The organism is Verrucomicrobium sp. BvORR034, assembly GCF_000739635.1.
Lineage (GTDB): Bacteria > Verrucomicrobiota > Verrucomicrobiia > Verrucomicrobiales > Verrucomicrobiaceae > Verrucomicrobium.
Window position 1 is genome coordinate 24,174 of record NZ_BATQ01000179.1, and the last position, 16,884, is coordinate 41,057.

Annotated in this window: 9 protein-coding genes; 4 read left to right on the forward strand and 5 right to left on the reverse strand. The window is 62.3% G+C overall.

Annotation, left to right across the window (positions count from 1 at the left end; all coding sequences use genetic code 11):
- The first annotated feature begins 29 nt into the window (after nucleotides 1–29).
- The 4 genes from BV034_RS31620 (at nucleotide 30) to BV034_RS31635 (ending at nucleotide 8,845) form a co-directional block, all read left to right on the forward strand.
- A complete protein-coding gene (locus BV034_RS31620) occupies nucleotides 30–1,487 on the forward strand; it encodes a DUF1501 domain-containing protein (protein WP_265593686.1) in 1,458 nt (485 codons plus the stop codon).
- A gap of 24 nt (nucleotides 1,488–1,511) precedes the next feature.
- On the forward strand, nucleotides 1,512–2,171 hold the full coding sequence (locus BV034_RS31625) for a hypothetical protein (RefSeq protein ID WP_050030937.1): 660 nt from the start codon (nucleotides 1,512–1,514) through the stop codon (nucleotides 2,169–2,171).
- A gap of 73 nt (nucleotides 2,172–2,244) precedes the next feature.
- Nucleotides 2,245–3,075 (forward strand): hypothetical protein, encoded by an 831-nt coding sequence (locus tag BV034_RS31630; protein ID WP_050030938.1) that lies wholly within the window; start codon nucleotides 2,245–2,247, stop codon nucleotides 3,073–3,075.
- 76 nt (nucleotides 3,076–3,151) lie between these two features.
- Entirely contained in the window at nucleotides 3,152–8,845 is a 5,694-nt protein-coding gene (locus BV034_RS31635) for a S8 family serine peptidase (protein ID WP_050030939.1), read from the forward strand.
- Between the two features lie 1,641 nt (nucleotides 8,846–10,486).
- Here the strand turns inward: BV034_RS31635 and BV034_RS31650 are convergent.
- The 5 genes from BV034_RS31650 to BV034_RS31670 form a co-directional block, all read right to left on the reverse strand.
- A complete protein-coding gene (locus BV034_RS31650; protein ID WP_050030942.1) occupies nucleotides 10,487–10,846 on the reverse strand; it encodes a hypothetical protein in 360 nt (119 codons plus the stop codon).
- A 204-nt stretch (nucleotides 10,847–11,050) separates the two neighbouring features.
- Complete coding sequence (locus tag BV034_RS31655; RefSeq protein WP_265593687.1) at nucleotides 11,051–11,407, reverse strand: hypothetical protein; 357 nt, start codon at nucleotides 11,405–11,407, stop codon at nucleotides 11,051–11,053.
- A gap of 262 nt (nucleotides 11,408–11,669) precedes the next feature.
- Nucleotides 11,670–11,966 (reverse strand): hypothetical protein, encoded by a 297-nt coding sequence (locus tag BV034_RS31660; protein WP_050030944.1) that lies wholly within the window; start codon nucleotides 11,964–11,966, stop codon nucleotides 11,670–11,672.
- Nucleotides 11,967–12,057: 91 nt separating this feature from the next.
- The gene (locus tag BV034_RS31665; RefSeq protein ID WP_050030945.1) at nucleotides 12,058–12,789 is read right to left on the reverse strand and encodes a hypothetical protein; all 732 of its coding nucleotides are present in this window, start codon (nucleotides 12,787–12,789) and stop codon (nucleotides 12,058–12,060) included.
- A complete protein-coding gene (locus tag BV034_RS31670) occupies nucleotides 12,786–16,868 on the reverse strand; it encodes a hypothetical protein (protein WP_050030946.1) in 4,083 nt (1,360 codons plus the stop codon). The genes BV034_RS31665 and BV034_RS31670 overlap by 4 nt, the downstream gene beginning before the upstream one ends.
- Nucleotides 16,869–16,884 lie beyond the last annotated feature (16 nt).

Consider the following 16,884-nt stretch of genomic DNA (forward strand, 5'->3'; position numbering starts at 1 on the left):
TGAAACGCGACGCTGTTCTCCGTATGAGCATGAAAGACCAACAGTCCCCCTTTCATCGGCCAAACCGCCGGCAGTTCCTCGGCCAGTCCGCCTGCGCGGCCCTGGGGAATCTCTCGATCCTCAACACGCTGCTGAATCTGAAGCTGGCTGGCTCCGCTGCCGCCCAGTCAGCACCGACAGACTACCGCACCCTGGTGTGTGTCTTCCTTCATGGAGGCAATGACTCCTTCAACTGGCTGGTGCCCCGCGATGCTGCCCGGCACGCGGTGTACACGACCACGCGGGACAATCTGGCCCTGGGGCTAAACACCCTGCGGCCCCTGACCCAGTCCGGAGGGGACGGGCAGGAGTACGGCCTGCATCCGAACTGCCCGGGGTTGCAGGAAATGTTCAACGGCTTGGGCGGGGACACCGCGAAACGCCGCGCCGCCTGGATCTCCAACGTGGGCACGCTCATCGCTCCCGTGACCAAGGCGCAATATCTGGCGGAGACCATGCCGCTGCCCAGGGCGCTCTTCTCCCACAGTGACCAGATCGACCAGTGGCAGACCTCCGTGCCCCAGGGGATGACGCAGCTCAGCGGCTGGGCCGGCCGCGCGGCGGACGTGCTGCACGCCTCCTCCAATGCGACGAATTTTTCCATGAACCTCTCCCTGGCGGGGAACAACCTCCTGCAGGTGGGCAATCAGACCAGCCAGTTCGTGGTGACAGACCAGGGAGCCCTCACCTTCACGGGCTCCTACATCGGAGACACGAGCCACTTCCACCGCATCAAGAACTCTGCGCACCGCAGCATCCTGTCCCAGCAGTACTCCAATCTGGTACAGGAGTCCTTCTCCGGCCTCACGCGCAGCAGCATCGAGCTGCAGGAGTTTTTCCTCCAGAAGTTCAGCACGTACGACGACAGCGCCGTGGCCGGCATGTTCCCGAACTCTTACATGGGTTCCCAGTTCCGGGCGGCGGCCAAGATGATCGGCCTCCGCCAGGCGTTGGGTCTCCACCGGCAGACGCTCTTCATCGGCTTCGGCGGGTGGGACCACCACACGGAGCTGCTGGACTCCCAGGCCCCCATGCTCTCCGTGCTGGACGCCGGACTGGCGGGCTTCCAGCGGGCGCTGGATGCCATGGGCCTGCAGGACAGCGTCATCAGCTTCACCTCCTCCGACTTCAGCCGGACACTGCGCAGCAACGGCCGCGGCACCGACCACGCCTGGGGGGCGAACGCCCTTGTCATGGGCGGACCCGTGCAGGGCGGCAGGATCTACGGCACCTTCCCAAATCTCGCGATCGACAGCAACAATGACACCGGCTACGGCGGCAGGATGATCCCCACCACGTCTGTGGACCAGTTCGTGGGCGAGATGCTGCGATGGTTCGGGGTGAAGGCCTCGGACATGCCCTATGTACTGCCCAACCTGGGCAACTTCTACAACGCGAGCTCCTCCACCCTGCCCATCGGTTTCCTGAAACCCGGCACCTGGAGCTGACCCCTCGCTTCTCCTTTACATCGCATGACAACATCAGGAAAGGCGGGCAGGTCGGCGATCAAACGCCCCGGCCGCCTCATCGCCGCAGCCCTTTTGCTGGCGGCGATTGCGGGAGGCTTGTGGCTGGCCCTCAAGCCGAAACCCGAGGCTGGCCTTCCGGTTGCCAACACCACCCCGCCAGCGCCCAGCCCGCCCCTCCGGCCGTTGCCCCCGAATCCACCACCGGGCACCAAGCTGCCGGGTGAAATGATCCTGCAGGCGTATGCCAGCCCCGGCTCCCGTCCCCAGGATGACCTGCACGCGGTGGCCCATGCGCTCGATAATCTGGCGCTCCTGGTTAAAGGAAACGATCCATTCCGGCTCGGTGCCAATGAGGAGTTCGCCGACGCGCTCAAAGGCCGCAACAAGGCCCAGATCCGGTTCCTCCGGGATGACCACCCGGTCTTCAATGAAAAGGGCCAGCTCGTGGACCGATGGAAAACGCCGCTCTACATCCATGCCGCGAGCCGCGACCGCCTGGAGATCCGCAGTGCCGGGCCGGACCAGAAGATGTGGACGGAAGATGACCTCCAACGCGAGCCCGACGGCCAGTTTCTGAAAGGGAAGGACCTGAATCCCACCAGCCTCTATCTCCCGCAAGCCCGCCCCCAGGGACAACCGCCAGCTGAAGCATCCGGTCGGTGAACCGGTCAAAATGTTGTGGCGAATTGTCACACTCGGAGGACACTGTGGGAACGCTCGTTTTTCCCCCAAGTCCATGTCCTCCGCTCCAGCCTGCGGTTTGCAGCCAGCCCTCCCCCGCCGCTCCGCGGTGTGGATGCTGCTGGTCTGCGCCTTCCCGGCCCTGCTGGCATCCGAGGCAGCGGCACAGCAAGCGTTTGTTCCGCCACAGCCTTTCCCGGAGGAGAAGTATGAGAACGGTTGGAGGAAGAACCCTTTCACACTGAAGACGGCTCCGGTGGCCATCCAGCGGGAGTCCTTTTCCAAGAATCTCGCCCTGGGGAGCATGTACGATGATGCCGAGGGAGTCACCTGCGTGGTGGTGGTGAACACCAAGACACGGGAGCGGACGCGACTCAAAGGCCAGGAACCCGCCGCCAACGGCATGCGGGTGACGGAGTCCGTCATCGCAGACACCCGACGGGATTCCTACGCCGTGATCGTCTCTGGAGGGGAAAAAGCCACGCTGCGATACGACACTGCCTTCCTGAAACAGATGGCCGCTGGGCAGGGCGGTGGCGCGACGACACAAGCCCCTCCCCATGGGATGGGCCAAAAACAACCCTCCAACGGGGCAGCTCCTGATCCAGCCACCGCAGGCATGAACATGACCAACATGGATCAGGACCAGAGCGGGGCGCCCCAGCCCCCACCAGGGGCCTATGGTCAACCCTCTCCGCAGGGTGCCAATACCGGCATGATGAATGGCGGAGGGGCTCCCACGCCCGTGCCTCCAGGCATTCGCCCCCAGCCTGGGCAGCCTCCCAACATGGGCGCAGGCCGTCCCAACATTCCCAGCCGGCGACGTTTGACGGTGCCCCCGCAATCTCCTCCGCCGCCGGTTCAGCCAGTGCAGGAGAATCCGTAGCCTTCCAGGTTCCGCAGGGGTTCACCTTCCAGTGGCCAAAAATGCACGTTCCCAGTAGCATGGGGCGATTTTCCTCATGAGCACGCGTACCTTCCGAATTTTCCCCTTCCTGGCAGGCGGTATCCTTGTGTTGGCGGGCTTGGCCATCACCACCGCGTGGCTGATGCGTGATGCGTACTCCGACAGAAGTGGTGACAGCGATGCTTCGCGAGAGGGTTCTTCGACGGCCAGTCCCACCGCGCAGAAGCCGTGGGATCTGAGCCGCTCCACCGCCGGGGGCAAGCCGGAAGCTGCCCTCTCAGGATCCGCCTCGTTCCCCGCCCCCGCAGCACCTGCCAGCCCAGTGCAAGCGGGTGCCCCCAACTCTCCCCGCCGGGGAGTTCCCGCCGAAATCGCAAATGGTAAGGTGGTGGCCACGGACAACTCTGAAGTCTCACCGGAAGGCGTGCAGCGACGGGTGACGCTGCATGAGACGAACTTCAAGTACCCGCATCTGCGCATGGAGGAGCAGGTGCACCGCCTGGCCAATGGCGGAGAGGTGCTGGTGAAACGGCATGTGATGGTGGCAGATCACCTCATGGTCACGCTCAAGCCACGCGTGACGGAGCCGGAATTTCAGGCCTGGCTCAGCCAGCACCAACTGACCATCCGTGAGCGCATCCCCAACGCTCCCCTTTATCTGGTGGCGACAAAGGATCCGAGTCTTGAGACTTATGATGCCGCCCTGCTTGCCCTCGCAGAGGCCGGCAGCCCGATCGCCTACGCCGACCCGGACTACATCGTGCAGAACCAGGCGCAAGCTCCGGTCCCCAATGATCCGTCCTTCAACCAGCAATGGGCGCTCTCCAACACGGGCCAGACCGGCGGCCTCGCGGGAGCAGACATCAATGCCCTCACCGCATGGGCGGTGACGGAAGGCAGCAGCAATGTGATCGTGGCGGTGATCGACACCGGCATGGACATGGACCACCCCGATCTGGAGCCCAACCTCTGGACCAATGCCGGGGAAATTGCCGGCAATGGCCTGGATGACGACAACAATGGCTATGTGGATGACATCCACGGCTACGACTTCGTCTCGAACGATGCCAACCCCGAAGACGACCACGGTCATGGCTCTCATACTGCCGGCACCCTGGGCGCGGTAGGACGCAACGGCACGGGCGTGGTGGGCGTGAGCCACCATGTGAAGATCATGCCGCTGAAGTTTCTCAATTCAGCGGGGTCCGGCGCGGACTCCGACGCGATCAAGGCCATCTACTATGCCACGGCCAAAGGTGTCCTCCTTTCCTCGAACTCATGGGGCGGGGGCGATTACGTTCAGGCGATGGAAGATGCCATCAACCATGCCGGGACCAACGGCGTGGGTTTCGTGGCGGCGTCGGGGAACGACGGACTCGACAACGACGTCATCCCCAACTACCCCTCCAACTACGTGGCGGCCAACCTGATCGCCGTAGCGGCTACGGATGCGAATGATCAACTGGCGTGGTTCTCCAACTACGGAGCCAGCAAGGTTCACCTGGCCGCACCGGGTGACAGCATTCTCTCCACCTACCGCGACGGAGGCTACGCTCACTCCAGCGGAACTTCCATGGCAACGCCGCACGTGTCGGGTGCCGCGGCGCTGCTCAAGGCGGCGAACCCGGCGATGAGTTTTGCCCAGATCAAAGCGGCGCTTCTGGCCAAGACGGATCCCGTTGCCAATCTGAACGGCAAGGTGAGCACCGGCGGGCGTCTGGATGTTGGCAACGCGATAGACCTGGCCACTTCTGCTTACCCCGTGCTGGTCAAGACCACCGTCGTGGATGGAGGAGCACCCGGCACCACGGGCAATGCCGATGGCATCATCAGCCCCGGAGAAACCGCGGCCCTCACCCTGGAAGTGCAGAATCTCGGCGGCCTGTCCACCGGCCCGCTCCAGGCCACGGTGACGATGAACACCGCCGATCCCAAGGTGACGCTGGGCCACACCACTCAGACCTTCGGGGTGGTGCCAGCCGCCGCCCGCCAGGCCAACACCGGCACCTCGCTGACCATCACCGTGGCGGCGGACCACACAACGCCCGCCAGCCTGCCGCTCAGCCTTGCTTTCACAGATGGTGCGGGTGTGAACCGGATCGAGGAGGCAACGCTGGAGATCTACACCGTTTCCCAGATCAGCGGCCGCGTCACCAACGTGAGCGATGGCTCGGGGTTGGTGGGGGCCACCGTGCATCTCAATGGCACGATCACCAGAACCGCCACCACCACCGCAGACGGCAGCTACAGCGCCAGCGTGGTGGATGGCAGCTATGCGGTGCACGCCAGCGCGGCAGGGTTTGTTTCCTCCAGCCCGCAGACGGTGGTGGTCCCACCCTCCGCAGAGAACGTAAACATGATCCTGGGCTACTCGGCCCTCCAGATCACCCCCTCCACCTTGGGAGCGACCGTGGAGGAAGATGACGCGACCACCCAGACGATCACCCTGCAAAACAACGGCAACGTGCCCCTGACCTGGAAGCTGGTGGAAACCCCACAACCTGACAACGTGGCCACCGGCAAGCTGTTGGCCAACCAACTGGCAGGATTGAAGCCCGTGCATCCCGCTGCGTTCCTGCCCACCGGCTCTTCCGTGCAGGCCGTGGAAGAAGGCCCCGGCCCCGGACGTCTGCTGCCTGCCCGGCCCGGTCTCAATGCCTTGGACAACAATACGGCCACCTATCCGTACCTGCCCTTCGCCGATGGGTTCGAGGATGGAACTTACAACAAGTGGTTTGAGAGCTGGACGGACGCGCATCGTGAGGTGGTGTCCAACACGGCAGGCGAGGGAACCAAGTCCTTCCGCTTCAACATGGCCGGCACAGAAGACCACTTCTCCGGGGTTCATCAGGAGTTTCAGTGGGCGCAACAGCCCGGGCACGTGTCCTTCTGGGTGCGCACGGCGGCGCGGGATCTGGCCACGGCTTACATGGTGCTGTGCGATGTGAACAACGGCTATCTGGTGGATTTCATCTGGTTCTTCGCCCACCCGAACGGGCGCTTTTACCTGAACGCGGATGTGGGGGGCAACCAGCTGGTGAGCTACGACAAGGACACCTGGTACCACATCGAGTTCCGCAACATCAACTGGGACACCCAGAGCTTCGACTACTACGTGAATGGTGCGGTAGTGCAGGCGGGGGTCCCCTTCCGCAACCCCCGGGTCGACCAGTGCATCGCCGCATTTTCCTACAACTACAGCGGCAACGTGAACTCGTGGTTGGACGGAGTGGAGTTTTCCAATGACGCGCTGGACTGGATGACACTCTCTCAAAACTCGGGCACCATTGCTCCGGGAGGTTCCGCCACCGTCACCGTCACGTACAATGCCTCCCGGCTCACCGCCGGGACCTATGAGGGACTGCTGGCGCTCACCACCAATGATCCCACCAGCAGTGCTTCCACCCTGCCAGTAACCCTGCAAGTCACGCCCACCACAAACACTGTGCCGGTGGCGGGCCCCAGCACTTTGTCAACGAGCGAGGATTCGCTCACGGTATTCAATCTGAGTGGATCTGATGCCGACAACGACACGCTGCAGTATTACATCACGCAGCTCCCCACCAAAGGGAGGCTTTTCCAGACCTCCGACGGATTTGAACCGACGGTCCCCATCACCACGGCCCCCACCCTCGTGAGCAGCCCCAGTCACCAGCTCATCTATCTGCCGGAGACCAACGAGAACGGGACGCCGTACACTAGCTTCAACTTCACGGTACGCGACAAACGGAGCGAATCGGCTCCGGCCACAGTCACCATCAATGTCTCCGCGGTCGCCGATGCTCCGGTGCTGGAGGCGGATGTCTTCGCGGCCATGCCCGGGCAGCCGCTTTCGTCTTTGAATGTGCTGGGCAATGACTACAGCCCGGACAACCTGCCGCTCACGGTGCAGTCCTTCACCCAGCCTTCGTTGGGCACCGTGACGGCCAATCCGGACGGGACGCTCGCCTTTCAGCCCGGTGGCGGATTCCTCTCCGGCTCCACCAGCTTCACGTACACCGTGACAGATGGCGCACGCACCTCGACCGCCACCGTGACGGTACACCTAGGCGACCTGCGCGGCGGCACCTGGCCTGCCCTTGGAGGAAACAACCACCGTTCCGGCCTCTTTCCCGCGGTGCTGAACGGCTCGCTGCAATTGCGCTGGACGCAGCCGCTGCAAGGCGTGCCCACCACGCCGGTCGTCGCCAACAACCGCGTTTATGTCACCGGACATCGGGCGGATGGTTCCGACGAGATCAAGGCATTGCATCTGGATACCGGGCTCCCAACCTGGACCCGCAACGAAACCATCTCTGGAGGGATCAACCCTCCGCTTCTCTATGGTTCGAGCCTCTACTATGTGCTTAGCGACCCCGGCTACACCTCCAGCATCACGGCGCTGGATGCCGCCACAGGCACAGGCCAATGGTGGGGCACCTTCGATCCCACGGTCAGCGAGCTGGGCAAATCCCTGCTGGGATCCCATGGCTTGATCCACATGCCGGGTGGTTCGGGCCCCAAGATCTACGGAGTGTATCCCTTTGCTCCCTCGGCCGCCTACATCACCACCCTGCCGGGTGCCCAGACGGGCACGCCGACTGAGGGTGCCGATCTTATCCTCACCGCTACCGGTGGAGCGATCCACGCTCTGGATGCCAACTATGGTGCCCACCGCTGGACCTTCCGCCCCAATCCCGCCCTGCTCACCACCAACTCCACGGTGGTCTGGGAGGCCGGCGATGCCGTGGTGAATCTGGAAGGGACGCTGTACTGTGTTGCCACCCATCAGGCTCCCTTCACGCGCTGGAGCAGCACGAGCAGCAAGCACCTTTTCACCCCCGCCGTGCGGCAGGGCGTGGTGTATGCCGCCTATGAGGACGGCACTCCAGGTGTGCACGTGTTTGACCGGCGCACGGGGGCGCTGGCACGCACCATTCCGTTGCCCGTGACGCCAACCAGCCAGCCTCTGTTTACACAAGACCGAGTGATTGTCAGCACCGCCAGCACCACCCACGTCGTCAGCCTGACGGATGGCACGGTGCAGCAGACCCTGCCCAAGGGAGGCCTGCTGGTTCCCGCCGACAACAACCTCATCATTGTCGATACCGCGAACCCTGGAGTGACGGCTTACGGATCTCCGCCGGTGATCACGTTGAGTCCCGCCACGGCCTCGTCCGCCAACACCATTCCCTGGAAAATCGGCACCACGGTACCAGAGGGGTTCATTCACTTCACCCTGGACGGTTCCACGCCCACTTCGCAGAGCCCGACCCTCGCCAATCTGGGGGCATTCAGCTCTCTGCGCACCACCACAGTGAAAGCCGTGGGCATTCATGCAGGTCTGACTGGACCAGTCGCCACGGCCACCTTCACGGTAGGTGACAGCAACAGCAACCAGCTGCCGGACTGGTGGGAGCAGAAGTACGGCGGCCTGCGGGCCAATCCCGTGAGTGTGCTGGACCCTGCGGCGGATGACGACGGCGATTCCAGAAACAATCTCGCCGAGTTTCTCGCTGGCACAGACCCCAATCAATCTGACAGCGTGGTCACACCGATGCAGGCGAGCACAGACGGCAGCATCACGATCTCCTGGCCAAGCGAGCAGGGCCGATTCTATTCCGTGCAGACGAGCCTGGATCTGAAGACCTGGGATCCCGTGAGTACGGCCACCCTGCATGCGGGCTCCGGTGCCGTCATGTCCTGGAAAGACACCGCTGCAGGCAGTGGGCCGAGGAAGTTCTATCGCGTGGTGATTATTACGCCGTAAGGGAGGCGGCAGGAGGGAGACGTTTCGTTTCAGCCTGCCTCAGCTTGCAACGGCCCCCGCTTTTCCCTGCTGCCGAATCACGCCCGAAGCCGATGTAGTTGTCGACGTGAGGAGGCACAAATTTCCCCGTATGTGGCGACGTGGCAGGAAAAGGATTCAAGGGGCCAAGGTGTGCGCTTGGGCGGGTGGGAGCGGAGCGTTGGGCAGGCGGGCGTCTGGAGCGTGAGTCACCCCGCAGACGCTTCAGTCAGTGCCTGCCAAGGAACCTGAGGAACGCATGGTCTGACAGCCCTCAAATGGTCTGTGCCCGGGCAGCTTGGGGAGCGCACGCATCCTGCGTGCTGTTCGCGGCATCTTGCCGCGAACATCAGTCAACGCACGACATCGTATCCGCCTGACGTGGAGGTGTTGATGGCGGAGGGGAGAAAGCGGATGCTGTCGGCCTTCCCACCTGATCAACATCTCCGGAGGTACCCAGGGTTGACTCGCTTAAGGCTCGTCCAACCGCTGGGCTGTGCTAGAAATCCCCTTCGGGGATTAACTTCGAACTGAGATTGACCTGCCAGAGCTGGTTCCTTGGCAGCCACCCCAAAATGCGCGCGGTTGGTCGGTTCTCCTCACGTCGTCAACTACGACCAGGTTGCTCTAACTCTGGCAGAAGGTGCTGATACAGGGCCTATGTGGCCAGAGGCAAGCTGATGGCAGGGGGCTGGCGAAGGTTGAAGGGAGAGTTGGAGCGCAATCGGCAGGCAAAAGCGGCGTCGAGCCGCGACGATCTCCGAGACGCTTCGCGCAGCGGACGGCGCTGGAGTTTGCAGGGTTTCACCCGTCTGTGCACATTCTTCTATTGAAGCCCTGCCAGCGCTTGCTCCAAACGCGCAAGTCTTGCGCCTCTAGCAATAGATTCACCTCCGCCCGTCGCGGCCCGGACACACCAACGCGCCCGAAACACGGCCTCAGCAAGGAGGAAGCTACGAAGAGCTGGATCCTGTACCGTCCCTGCCGCATGCTCCAAGACCAAGGATCCAAAGTCCGCATCGTCCACATACGGCAGGCATCCCGCGCAGTCGTGAAACTCCGCCGCCAATTCCCGATGTTGATCGCGAGAGGTGCAATCAAACATGTCGGCCAGAGTTTCCAGATGATGCGCAATGACCCCGTACTCGCTTTCGGGCTGCCTGCGAAGCGATGCCAAGCGCTGTCGTGCGACCAATAGTTCTTGGCTAAGCGAGTTCAAAATGTAAGAGGCAGTGTTCGCTGATTCAGTTGGGCCGCGCTTGATCTTGGGGCCACCGGTGATGAAAGTAGCCCACCAGTTCATCAGCCAGGTTGTAGAGTTCAACCCGATGCAAAAAACTTGCAGCGGTTAACTTCTGTGAAAAGTCCCCAATCAACTCCACAGCCCGTTCCAAGGTTGCCTCCACGTCACCAGAAAAGACAAATTCGCGAGACTGTCCCGAGTCCATGCGAATGTCGATCTCGTCGGGCCCGGTTGTCTGCAAATCGAGCGTTCAGTTGCATCCCGACTTCTTGACGTGGATCGGCCAGGAACATGTTGAAAGAGCCTGGGCGAGAGGTTCGATGCCCGCCCCGGAGATGACTTCCCCATAGAATAGAAACTCCTGCTTCATCTCAGTCTGGTCAGGATTGCGGCGGCTTACCGTCTGCACCGCCGATGCCTCGGGGCAGGTCACCGGCTGCCTCGATAGCTTGATGGATGTTGGAGACCCGCTGCCCGCCGGGATAAACAAAGTACCCAGAATCCTGGATTTCCACATTGTCGGCAACCAACCCGCTGGATGTCTCGATCAGTTTTGCGGTGGAGATGTACACCCATGACGAGTCCGGACGCTGGTACGTGTACACAGCCACCTTTTTGCGCAGTTGAGCATCGGCGGTTTCGCTCCATTTCTTGGCACCAACAGGATCGATGTTCTCCTTTTTGGAGCAGGAGCCAAAGAGGGCAATGCCAAAAAGGAGGATGGGAAGGGGAATTTTCATGCAGCCCGTGAACGGGCGCTACCATCGTGCAGAAGAGGACCCGGTTTGTCAATGCGCCAGGCGAATGGGCAGCGCGGTGGATTGATGGCCATCCAGAATAGAATGTCACCAGGAGATCAGTATGGTCTCCAACAAAACGGCCGCCTGGGGGCAGGCGGCCGTCGGGGGCTTTTTTGTGATGCGAAGTCACCAACAACGAACAAATCAATCGTCGTCAACTTCCACGCGGTTGACGTAGCGGACGTCTCCTTCAGTGTCGAAGGCGATGCGCACGGGCACCCCCACTTTGATCCGGGCTTTCACCTGGTCTTCCGTGAGAGTCTTGCCGGACTTGGTCACGTAGGTGACGGTCTTGGCATACTTGTAAGCCACCGGGCCGCTGGTTTCCTTCACGATGAAGGTGGTTCCAGGAGTGTACTCGTGAAGAGTCCCGCTGGAAGTCGTCACCGAGGTGGTGGTGCCACCGGCCGTGGTCGTGGTGGTGGTGCTGGTGGACTGCGCCGTGGCGACGCCAGCCCCCAGGAGCAACGCGCAAGTCGCGTATGTGAACAGATTTTTCATGGTATGGATTGGTTCCGTTTTGTACTGGCGGGGCACTGGTAGTACCGCGCTTTCAATGTGAGGTTCGCGCAGTCCCCGCATGCTGGTTGGACCCAAGGGGTATCTGCTTCACAACGCTATCAGGCACATAGGCCTTGATTCCGCTGAAATACCCCCATCCGATACCGGATCACGTTGAAACTCAACGCTTCCCACGCATGCTGGTCCAGTTCTCATGCCGCACCCTTAACCGGGCATCAGGCGTTTTTTGATGCACCGAGCCTCACCACTTCGCCCCCGCTGCGCACACCGCGCTGACGACGACGGTAAAGACGGGGTTGCCGACCACCTGGCCGTCGTTGGAAAAGAGCGGGAGCCGTGTGGTGAAGTGCCCGCTCTTGCGCTGGGTGGACGCCGGAGCAGGGTGCACGTCAACATCCAGCCTCCCCACGATGTCCTCCTCTGCCTGAATACCCAGCCGCTGGCGGGTGGCATTGCTCGCGGCGACGAACCGGCCCTCCTTGTCTTTGATGAAGAACTCCAGGTCCGGCAGAGCCTCCAGCAGCCCCTTAAACTGCATGCCCTGCAGGCTCTGGAAGAAATCTTCCTGAAACCGCTGGTGAGCGGGAAGTGAAGTCTGGCGGCCGTTCGTGAGATGGTGCGGACAGATGTCACGGAGGAGACGACAGGCGGGCCTGCTTGAGGCGCTTCCGCCATTGATCCGCCAAGCTGGCAATCTTGGCAGGCGGATTCAATTGGGAGGAGGGTGCGGGGCTGAACTGATAGGTCGTGAGCCCCTCACCCACCTGGAGGGAAACCGGCAGGCGGGTCTTGTAATCCACGACGGCCAAGGCCTCGTGTGTCTCGCCCTCCTGGCCCTTCAACGTATCCTTGAAGACCATGCACTCCACTCCGCCGATGCTCTGCACGCCGGTAAAATTCTTTCCTGAAATCCATTCAAAGCCGTGGAAGTCACTTTTGGAGAAATCCATGTAGTAGTCATCGCGTTCCGCGGGTGTGGAAATCACGGGCAGCTGGGCATTGGGGAGGGTGGTGACCTGCACATCCTGGAGGCACCACTTGTCCACGGCGAAGCGGGATCCAGTGGTCCACTGCACGTGGTAGAGGGTGCGGTTCTTGACGATGATCTTCTGATAGTCGGACCCGTCCGGTTCCGGTGCCTTGGCGGTGGCCGGAGCGGCGGCCGCGCCATTCGCCGCCGGCTTGGGCAGAGGCTGCGCCTTGTAGGTGACCTGCCATTGAGCCATGTCCGGGGCGCGCGTGGCGCACAATGGTCCCGAGGGCAGGGCCTGCTCCACACGCGACTGCGCAGTGGCGCACGGTGTCCACAAGACAGCGGCGGCAAGCACCAAACCAGTCAGCAAATGATGGAGAATCTTCATTCGGTCACGAGTTCGATTTGTTTGTCAATCACCTGCCCGGTGATCCGGTCGATCGCCAGATGCACCCAGATGCGTTTCTCCCCTTCCACGGCAAAGTTGGCCAGATCCGTGGCGCTGGGCGGGAAGCGGCCCGTCTGCACCATCACATCCAGCATGAGGTTCCACACGCGGGTGGTGCCCATGCTGGCGAGCGGTCGGATGGCGGACTCGCGGAAGCGTTGCACGTTGGTCATCGTGCTGTTGGCTCCATAGGCCTTCTCCATGATGGCGGTGAGGTCCTTGGTGAGACCATCGTAGGCGGTGGAGCCGTTGATGGGAGCCGTGCTGGACGAGCCGGCCCATTTACCCACGAGCTCGCTCACATTGGTGAAGGTGTCTGCGGCCGCTCCTGGTGCCGGATCGGTGCGCTTGAGAATGGCATCCGCCACCTGGGTGGCCACGCCGTTCGTGGCTCCATCGAGCCCTGACGATCCAGGCACGCGCTCATCACGATAGGCCTTGGCCAGCAGCGCGGTGAGTACAGGAGCTTGGCGGGTGTTGAGGTTCACACGGCCGGCCAGCAGGCCATCGGTGTTTTCCGACTCATTGACGCAGAAGACATCGAGCAACGCGGCATCCCCACTCTCTGGAGTGAAGAAGTCGAGCTGCTTCCAGGGGGTGCCGGAGAAAACATAGCCCAGCTCTGCTACAGACCGGAAAGGACGGTTCAGCATCCACGGGCGGCTCTGTCTCTGTCCGGCAATGGAGCTGCCATCAGGATTGAGCGTGGTGGCCATGGGCAGGCCGACGGTGGTAGTGCCAGTGGCGTAGGCTCCCATGGCGCGACGCACCACGTTGTCTGCGTCTTGATAGTAGTTGGCCACCGTGGCCGAGCTCATCTGGTACGGGTCCGTGCCAAAGACACCGGAGTATTTCAGGTTGTCATTGAGGGAGGAGAAGGAGTTCTGCGAGAGCAGGCCCTGGCGCATGTTGGGGCTGCTCCAGCCGGGGGCCATGTTGGGCACGCTGTCCACGAAGTATCCCGCATTGGCCGTGGGGCGGTTGGTGATCAGGATATTATTGGCAGCGCTGAGCCATTCCTTGGCATTGGCGGGCTGGGTCTCCGGCATGGCGTAGGCCTGGGCACTGTTGTTGTGAGCCACCTTCTTTGCCGAGCCCGGTCCATTGTACCTGTCCGTGACGCTGGTGTTGGTAGCTGGCGTGATGCCGCCAAATCGGGTGCTCCTGGGGTCTGTGAATGAGGCCCAGATGTCCAACCCCTGCATCATCCCTCCGGCCCCATCCGGACCGAGGATGTTGTGCATGAAGGGTGTGGTGGGACGCACATACTTCATATCATAGGTGATCCAGTTGTCCAGGTTCGTGGGATCCTGGTACTGCAGACGCAGCGTGATGGCGTTGTTGCCACCAGGGCTGGCGAGGTCACTGCGGGCAATCATCCGCGAGGTGGTGGGTTCACCCGACTGACGCCATCTGAGCCACTGGCAGGGAAAGAGGCCGAAGGGAATGCCTACGTACTGGGTGGAACTGGAGACGAGACCCGCATCGGGCAGCACGAGTGGATTCTTCACATCTCCCTTGAAGCCGCCGTTCTCAGTAAAGGATTTCCCGGAAGTTGTTTCCAAGTCCAGATAGTCGATGTCTGGAGCGACATCGCGGGACCACTTGGTCGAGTCGATCTTCAGTTCGCTGCCAGTAGGAATGCCCACGCGGGCCAGCAGGGTGGGTTCGCGGAAAGCAGCCACGTCCGCCACTTTGAAGGTCATCGCAGTATTGGCTGCAGTGAGGGTGTGCAGATACCCTTTGTAGCTGCCGGTAATCTCCGGCCCCGTGCCGCCGCGGGCCCGGGAGAAGGGGGGCTGGCCCAAGCTGCCGGTGACTTCCGATCTGTCGGTCGAGCTGGGGTTGCCGGAGGAGCGGCTGTCCGCACCCTTGGCCGTGACCTGGGAGTAGGCCCCGCCGTTGACCACCATGTCCGGGTCTGCACTGTCCGCCACAATGCGGAAGTTGGTGGGGCGCAGTCCCGTGGCGAGATCCGGGATGTGCTGGTCATGCGGGTTCCAGATCTCCGGAATAAGGAGGACCATGGAGACGCCGGGATCGATCAGCTTCCCCTGGCTGGCCTGCCACTTGCCAGCGCTGGCTGGCACCACGCCGGGAGCAGCGCTGGGCCAGGGCAGTTCCCCGGTGGCGACAGGGCTCTCATTGCGCACCTTGAGCACACCCCACCGCGCGCGGTAGATGTAGGGGAGGTTCAGCACGCCGTAGAATTCCTTGGCGGGAAGAGCCCCGTCACTGAAGCCGAGACGCACCCCATAGCCGTCCACCCGGGACTGGGCAATGATATTGGCCCCCATCTGCAGGATGGCGTAGTCCACGGAGTTGTCATACTGCGCCTGGTAGTCCGCAGGGGCGGTGGTGCCCTGGTTGATCGTGGCAGCCTTGGCCTTGGACCCCGCACCGACGCCCGCCTTGAGCAGTTCGAAGAAATTAGGCTCCCGCGCCGGATCCAGCGCCGCCACACTTGCGTCATCTCCCGTGGTGCCGAGGCGCATGATCGGCCCTTCAGGGCCGGTGCCGGTGGGCCCGTAGTGCACGTCATAGACCCACTTGCCGAACTCGCTGTTCTCGTCCTTCACCCAGCGGAGGCCAAAACACTTGCGGATGTTCTCGTCCGTCCCCTTCTTGAGATAGCTCGAAGGGACGTGATGGCTGTTGATGAGGAGCTGCATGTCCGAATCCGACTCGGCACGGGAGGCGCTGGGTCCTTTGCAGGTGAGCCAGACCAGGCGGCTGAGGGGAAAGCGCTGCTTCACCAACGGCTCACCGGTCTCGGCCTTGCTGCCGTCGAACCGCGTGAAGGACTTGCGCACGCGCACGAGCGGGAAAGCGGGGTTCACATAGGCATCGAGGGACTCCTGGTTGTTTCCTCCATTCGCCACGCTCTGCACCTTGGGTGCATTGGTCTCATAGCCAGGCAGACTCGCATGGGTGGACTGGGTCCGCACATAGGAAGGCTGGTTGAGATCCCGCGTGAAGGTGGCCAGATACACCAGGGCCTTCTGCATGGCCTCCTTCTCACTCGCCGTGGCTACGCGCTCGAGCAGGAACTTCTGCATCTGCTGACGGCTGGTGAAGTAGCGGTCGGAGGTCTGGTCCTTGGTAAGACGGGTGTTGGCCGTGGTGAGGAAACCCTTGGGGTTCCAGGTCGCCCAGGCGTCGAAGTCGGACTTGTTCAGCTCAATCGTCGCTTCGTTGCGCCATTTTACCAGGGCATCCACAATCTGGTCGGCGCGGGAGTTGCCGAAGCCCATGTTCACAAAGAGACCCGCCAGATCCGCGTAGGCCAGGGAGCTCTTCCGGGCCTTCAGGCTCGGGAGCAGGTCCGTCGGGCTGCCGGCGGCATTCACATCCAGCAGGCCGCCCTCGTCATAGATGGTGAAAGCATAACGGCCCACCACCGTGGTGGTCTCATTCTTTGAGGTCCGCACGCCATCACTCCAGGCGGCGGGGTTGGACCCGTCACGCGCCACATAGATCCAGTGTGGCACCTCGAACCCCGCACTCTGCGGCGGGGTGGGATCGGCCACGCTGGTGGCCGGCAGGAGCAGCGGCTTGTTCCAGCGGGCTGCGGAGATGGCCCGACCACCGAGGGACTCCGTGGTGGTGGGAACCTGAGAGGCGCGATTGATGCCCTTGGGGTAAAAGGGGTGGAAGCCGCTGCTGCGCTTTACCAGATTTTCCAGGCCATTGGACCCGCTCGATCCCGCGAGCGCTGGCACCATCCCGGCCGGGGTGCTGGGGAAATAAAGGGTCGCCTTGCCCGCGGTCACGGGCGGATTGGAGCTCGCCGTGATTTCTGCCTGTAGATCGCTGAGGATGTTCTCCACCGCCGCCTTCCCCAGCATCTCCGTTTTCACCTGGGAGGCGCTGGACTGGGAGATCTGCTTCTGGAGGAGGGAGTTGGAGAAGAAAGCGAGAGCCACGCCGACCAGCAGCACGATGGCGCCGAGGACGATGACGATGGCGAACCCCGACCGGTGGTGGTGGTGGTGGTGGTGGATGGGCTTCTTCTTCATACAGACAGATGCGACC

Bases quoted from the DNA above. Each gene is read 5' to 3' on its own strand.
- BV034_RS31620 (WP_265593686.1), top strand. From the start codon at position 30: ATGAAAGACCAACAGTCCCCCTTTCATCGGCCAAACCGCCGGCAGTTC.
- BV034_RS31625 (WP_050030937.1), top strand. From the start codon at position 1,512: ATGACAACATCAGGAAAGGCGGGCAGGTCGGCGATCAAACGCCCCGGC.
- BV034_RS31630 (WP_050030938.1), top strand. From the start codon at position 2,245: ATGTCCTCCGCTCCAGCCTGCGGTTTGCAGCCAGCCCTCCCCCGCCGC.
- BV034_RS31635 (WP_050030939.1), top strand. From the start codon at position 3,152: ATGAGCACGCGTACCTTCCGAATTTTCCCCTTCCTGGCAGGCGGTATC.
- BV034_RS31650 (WP_050030942.1), bottom strand. From the start codon at position 10,846: ATGAAAATTCCCCTTCCCATCCTCCTTTTTGGCATTGCCCTCTTTGGC.
- BV034_RS31655 (WP_265593687.1), bottom strand. From the start codon at position 11,407: ATGAAAAATCTGTTCACATACGCGACTTGCGCGTTGCTCCTGGGGGCT.
- BV034_RS31660 (WP_050030944.1), bottom strand. From the start codon at position 11,966: ATGCAGTTTAAGGGGCTGCTGGAGGCTCTGCCGGACCTGGAGTTCTTC.
- BV034_RS31665 (WP_050030945.1), bottom strand. From the start codon at position 12,789: ATGAAGATTCTCCATCATTTGCTGACTGGTTTGGTGCTTGCCGCCGCT.
- BV034_RS31670 (WP_050030946.1), bottom strand. From the start codon at position 16,868: ATGAAGAAGAAGCCCATCCACCACCACCACCACCACCACCGGTCGGGG.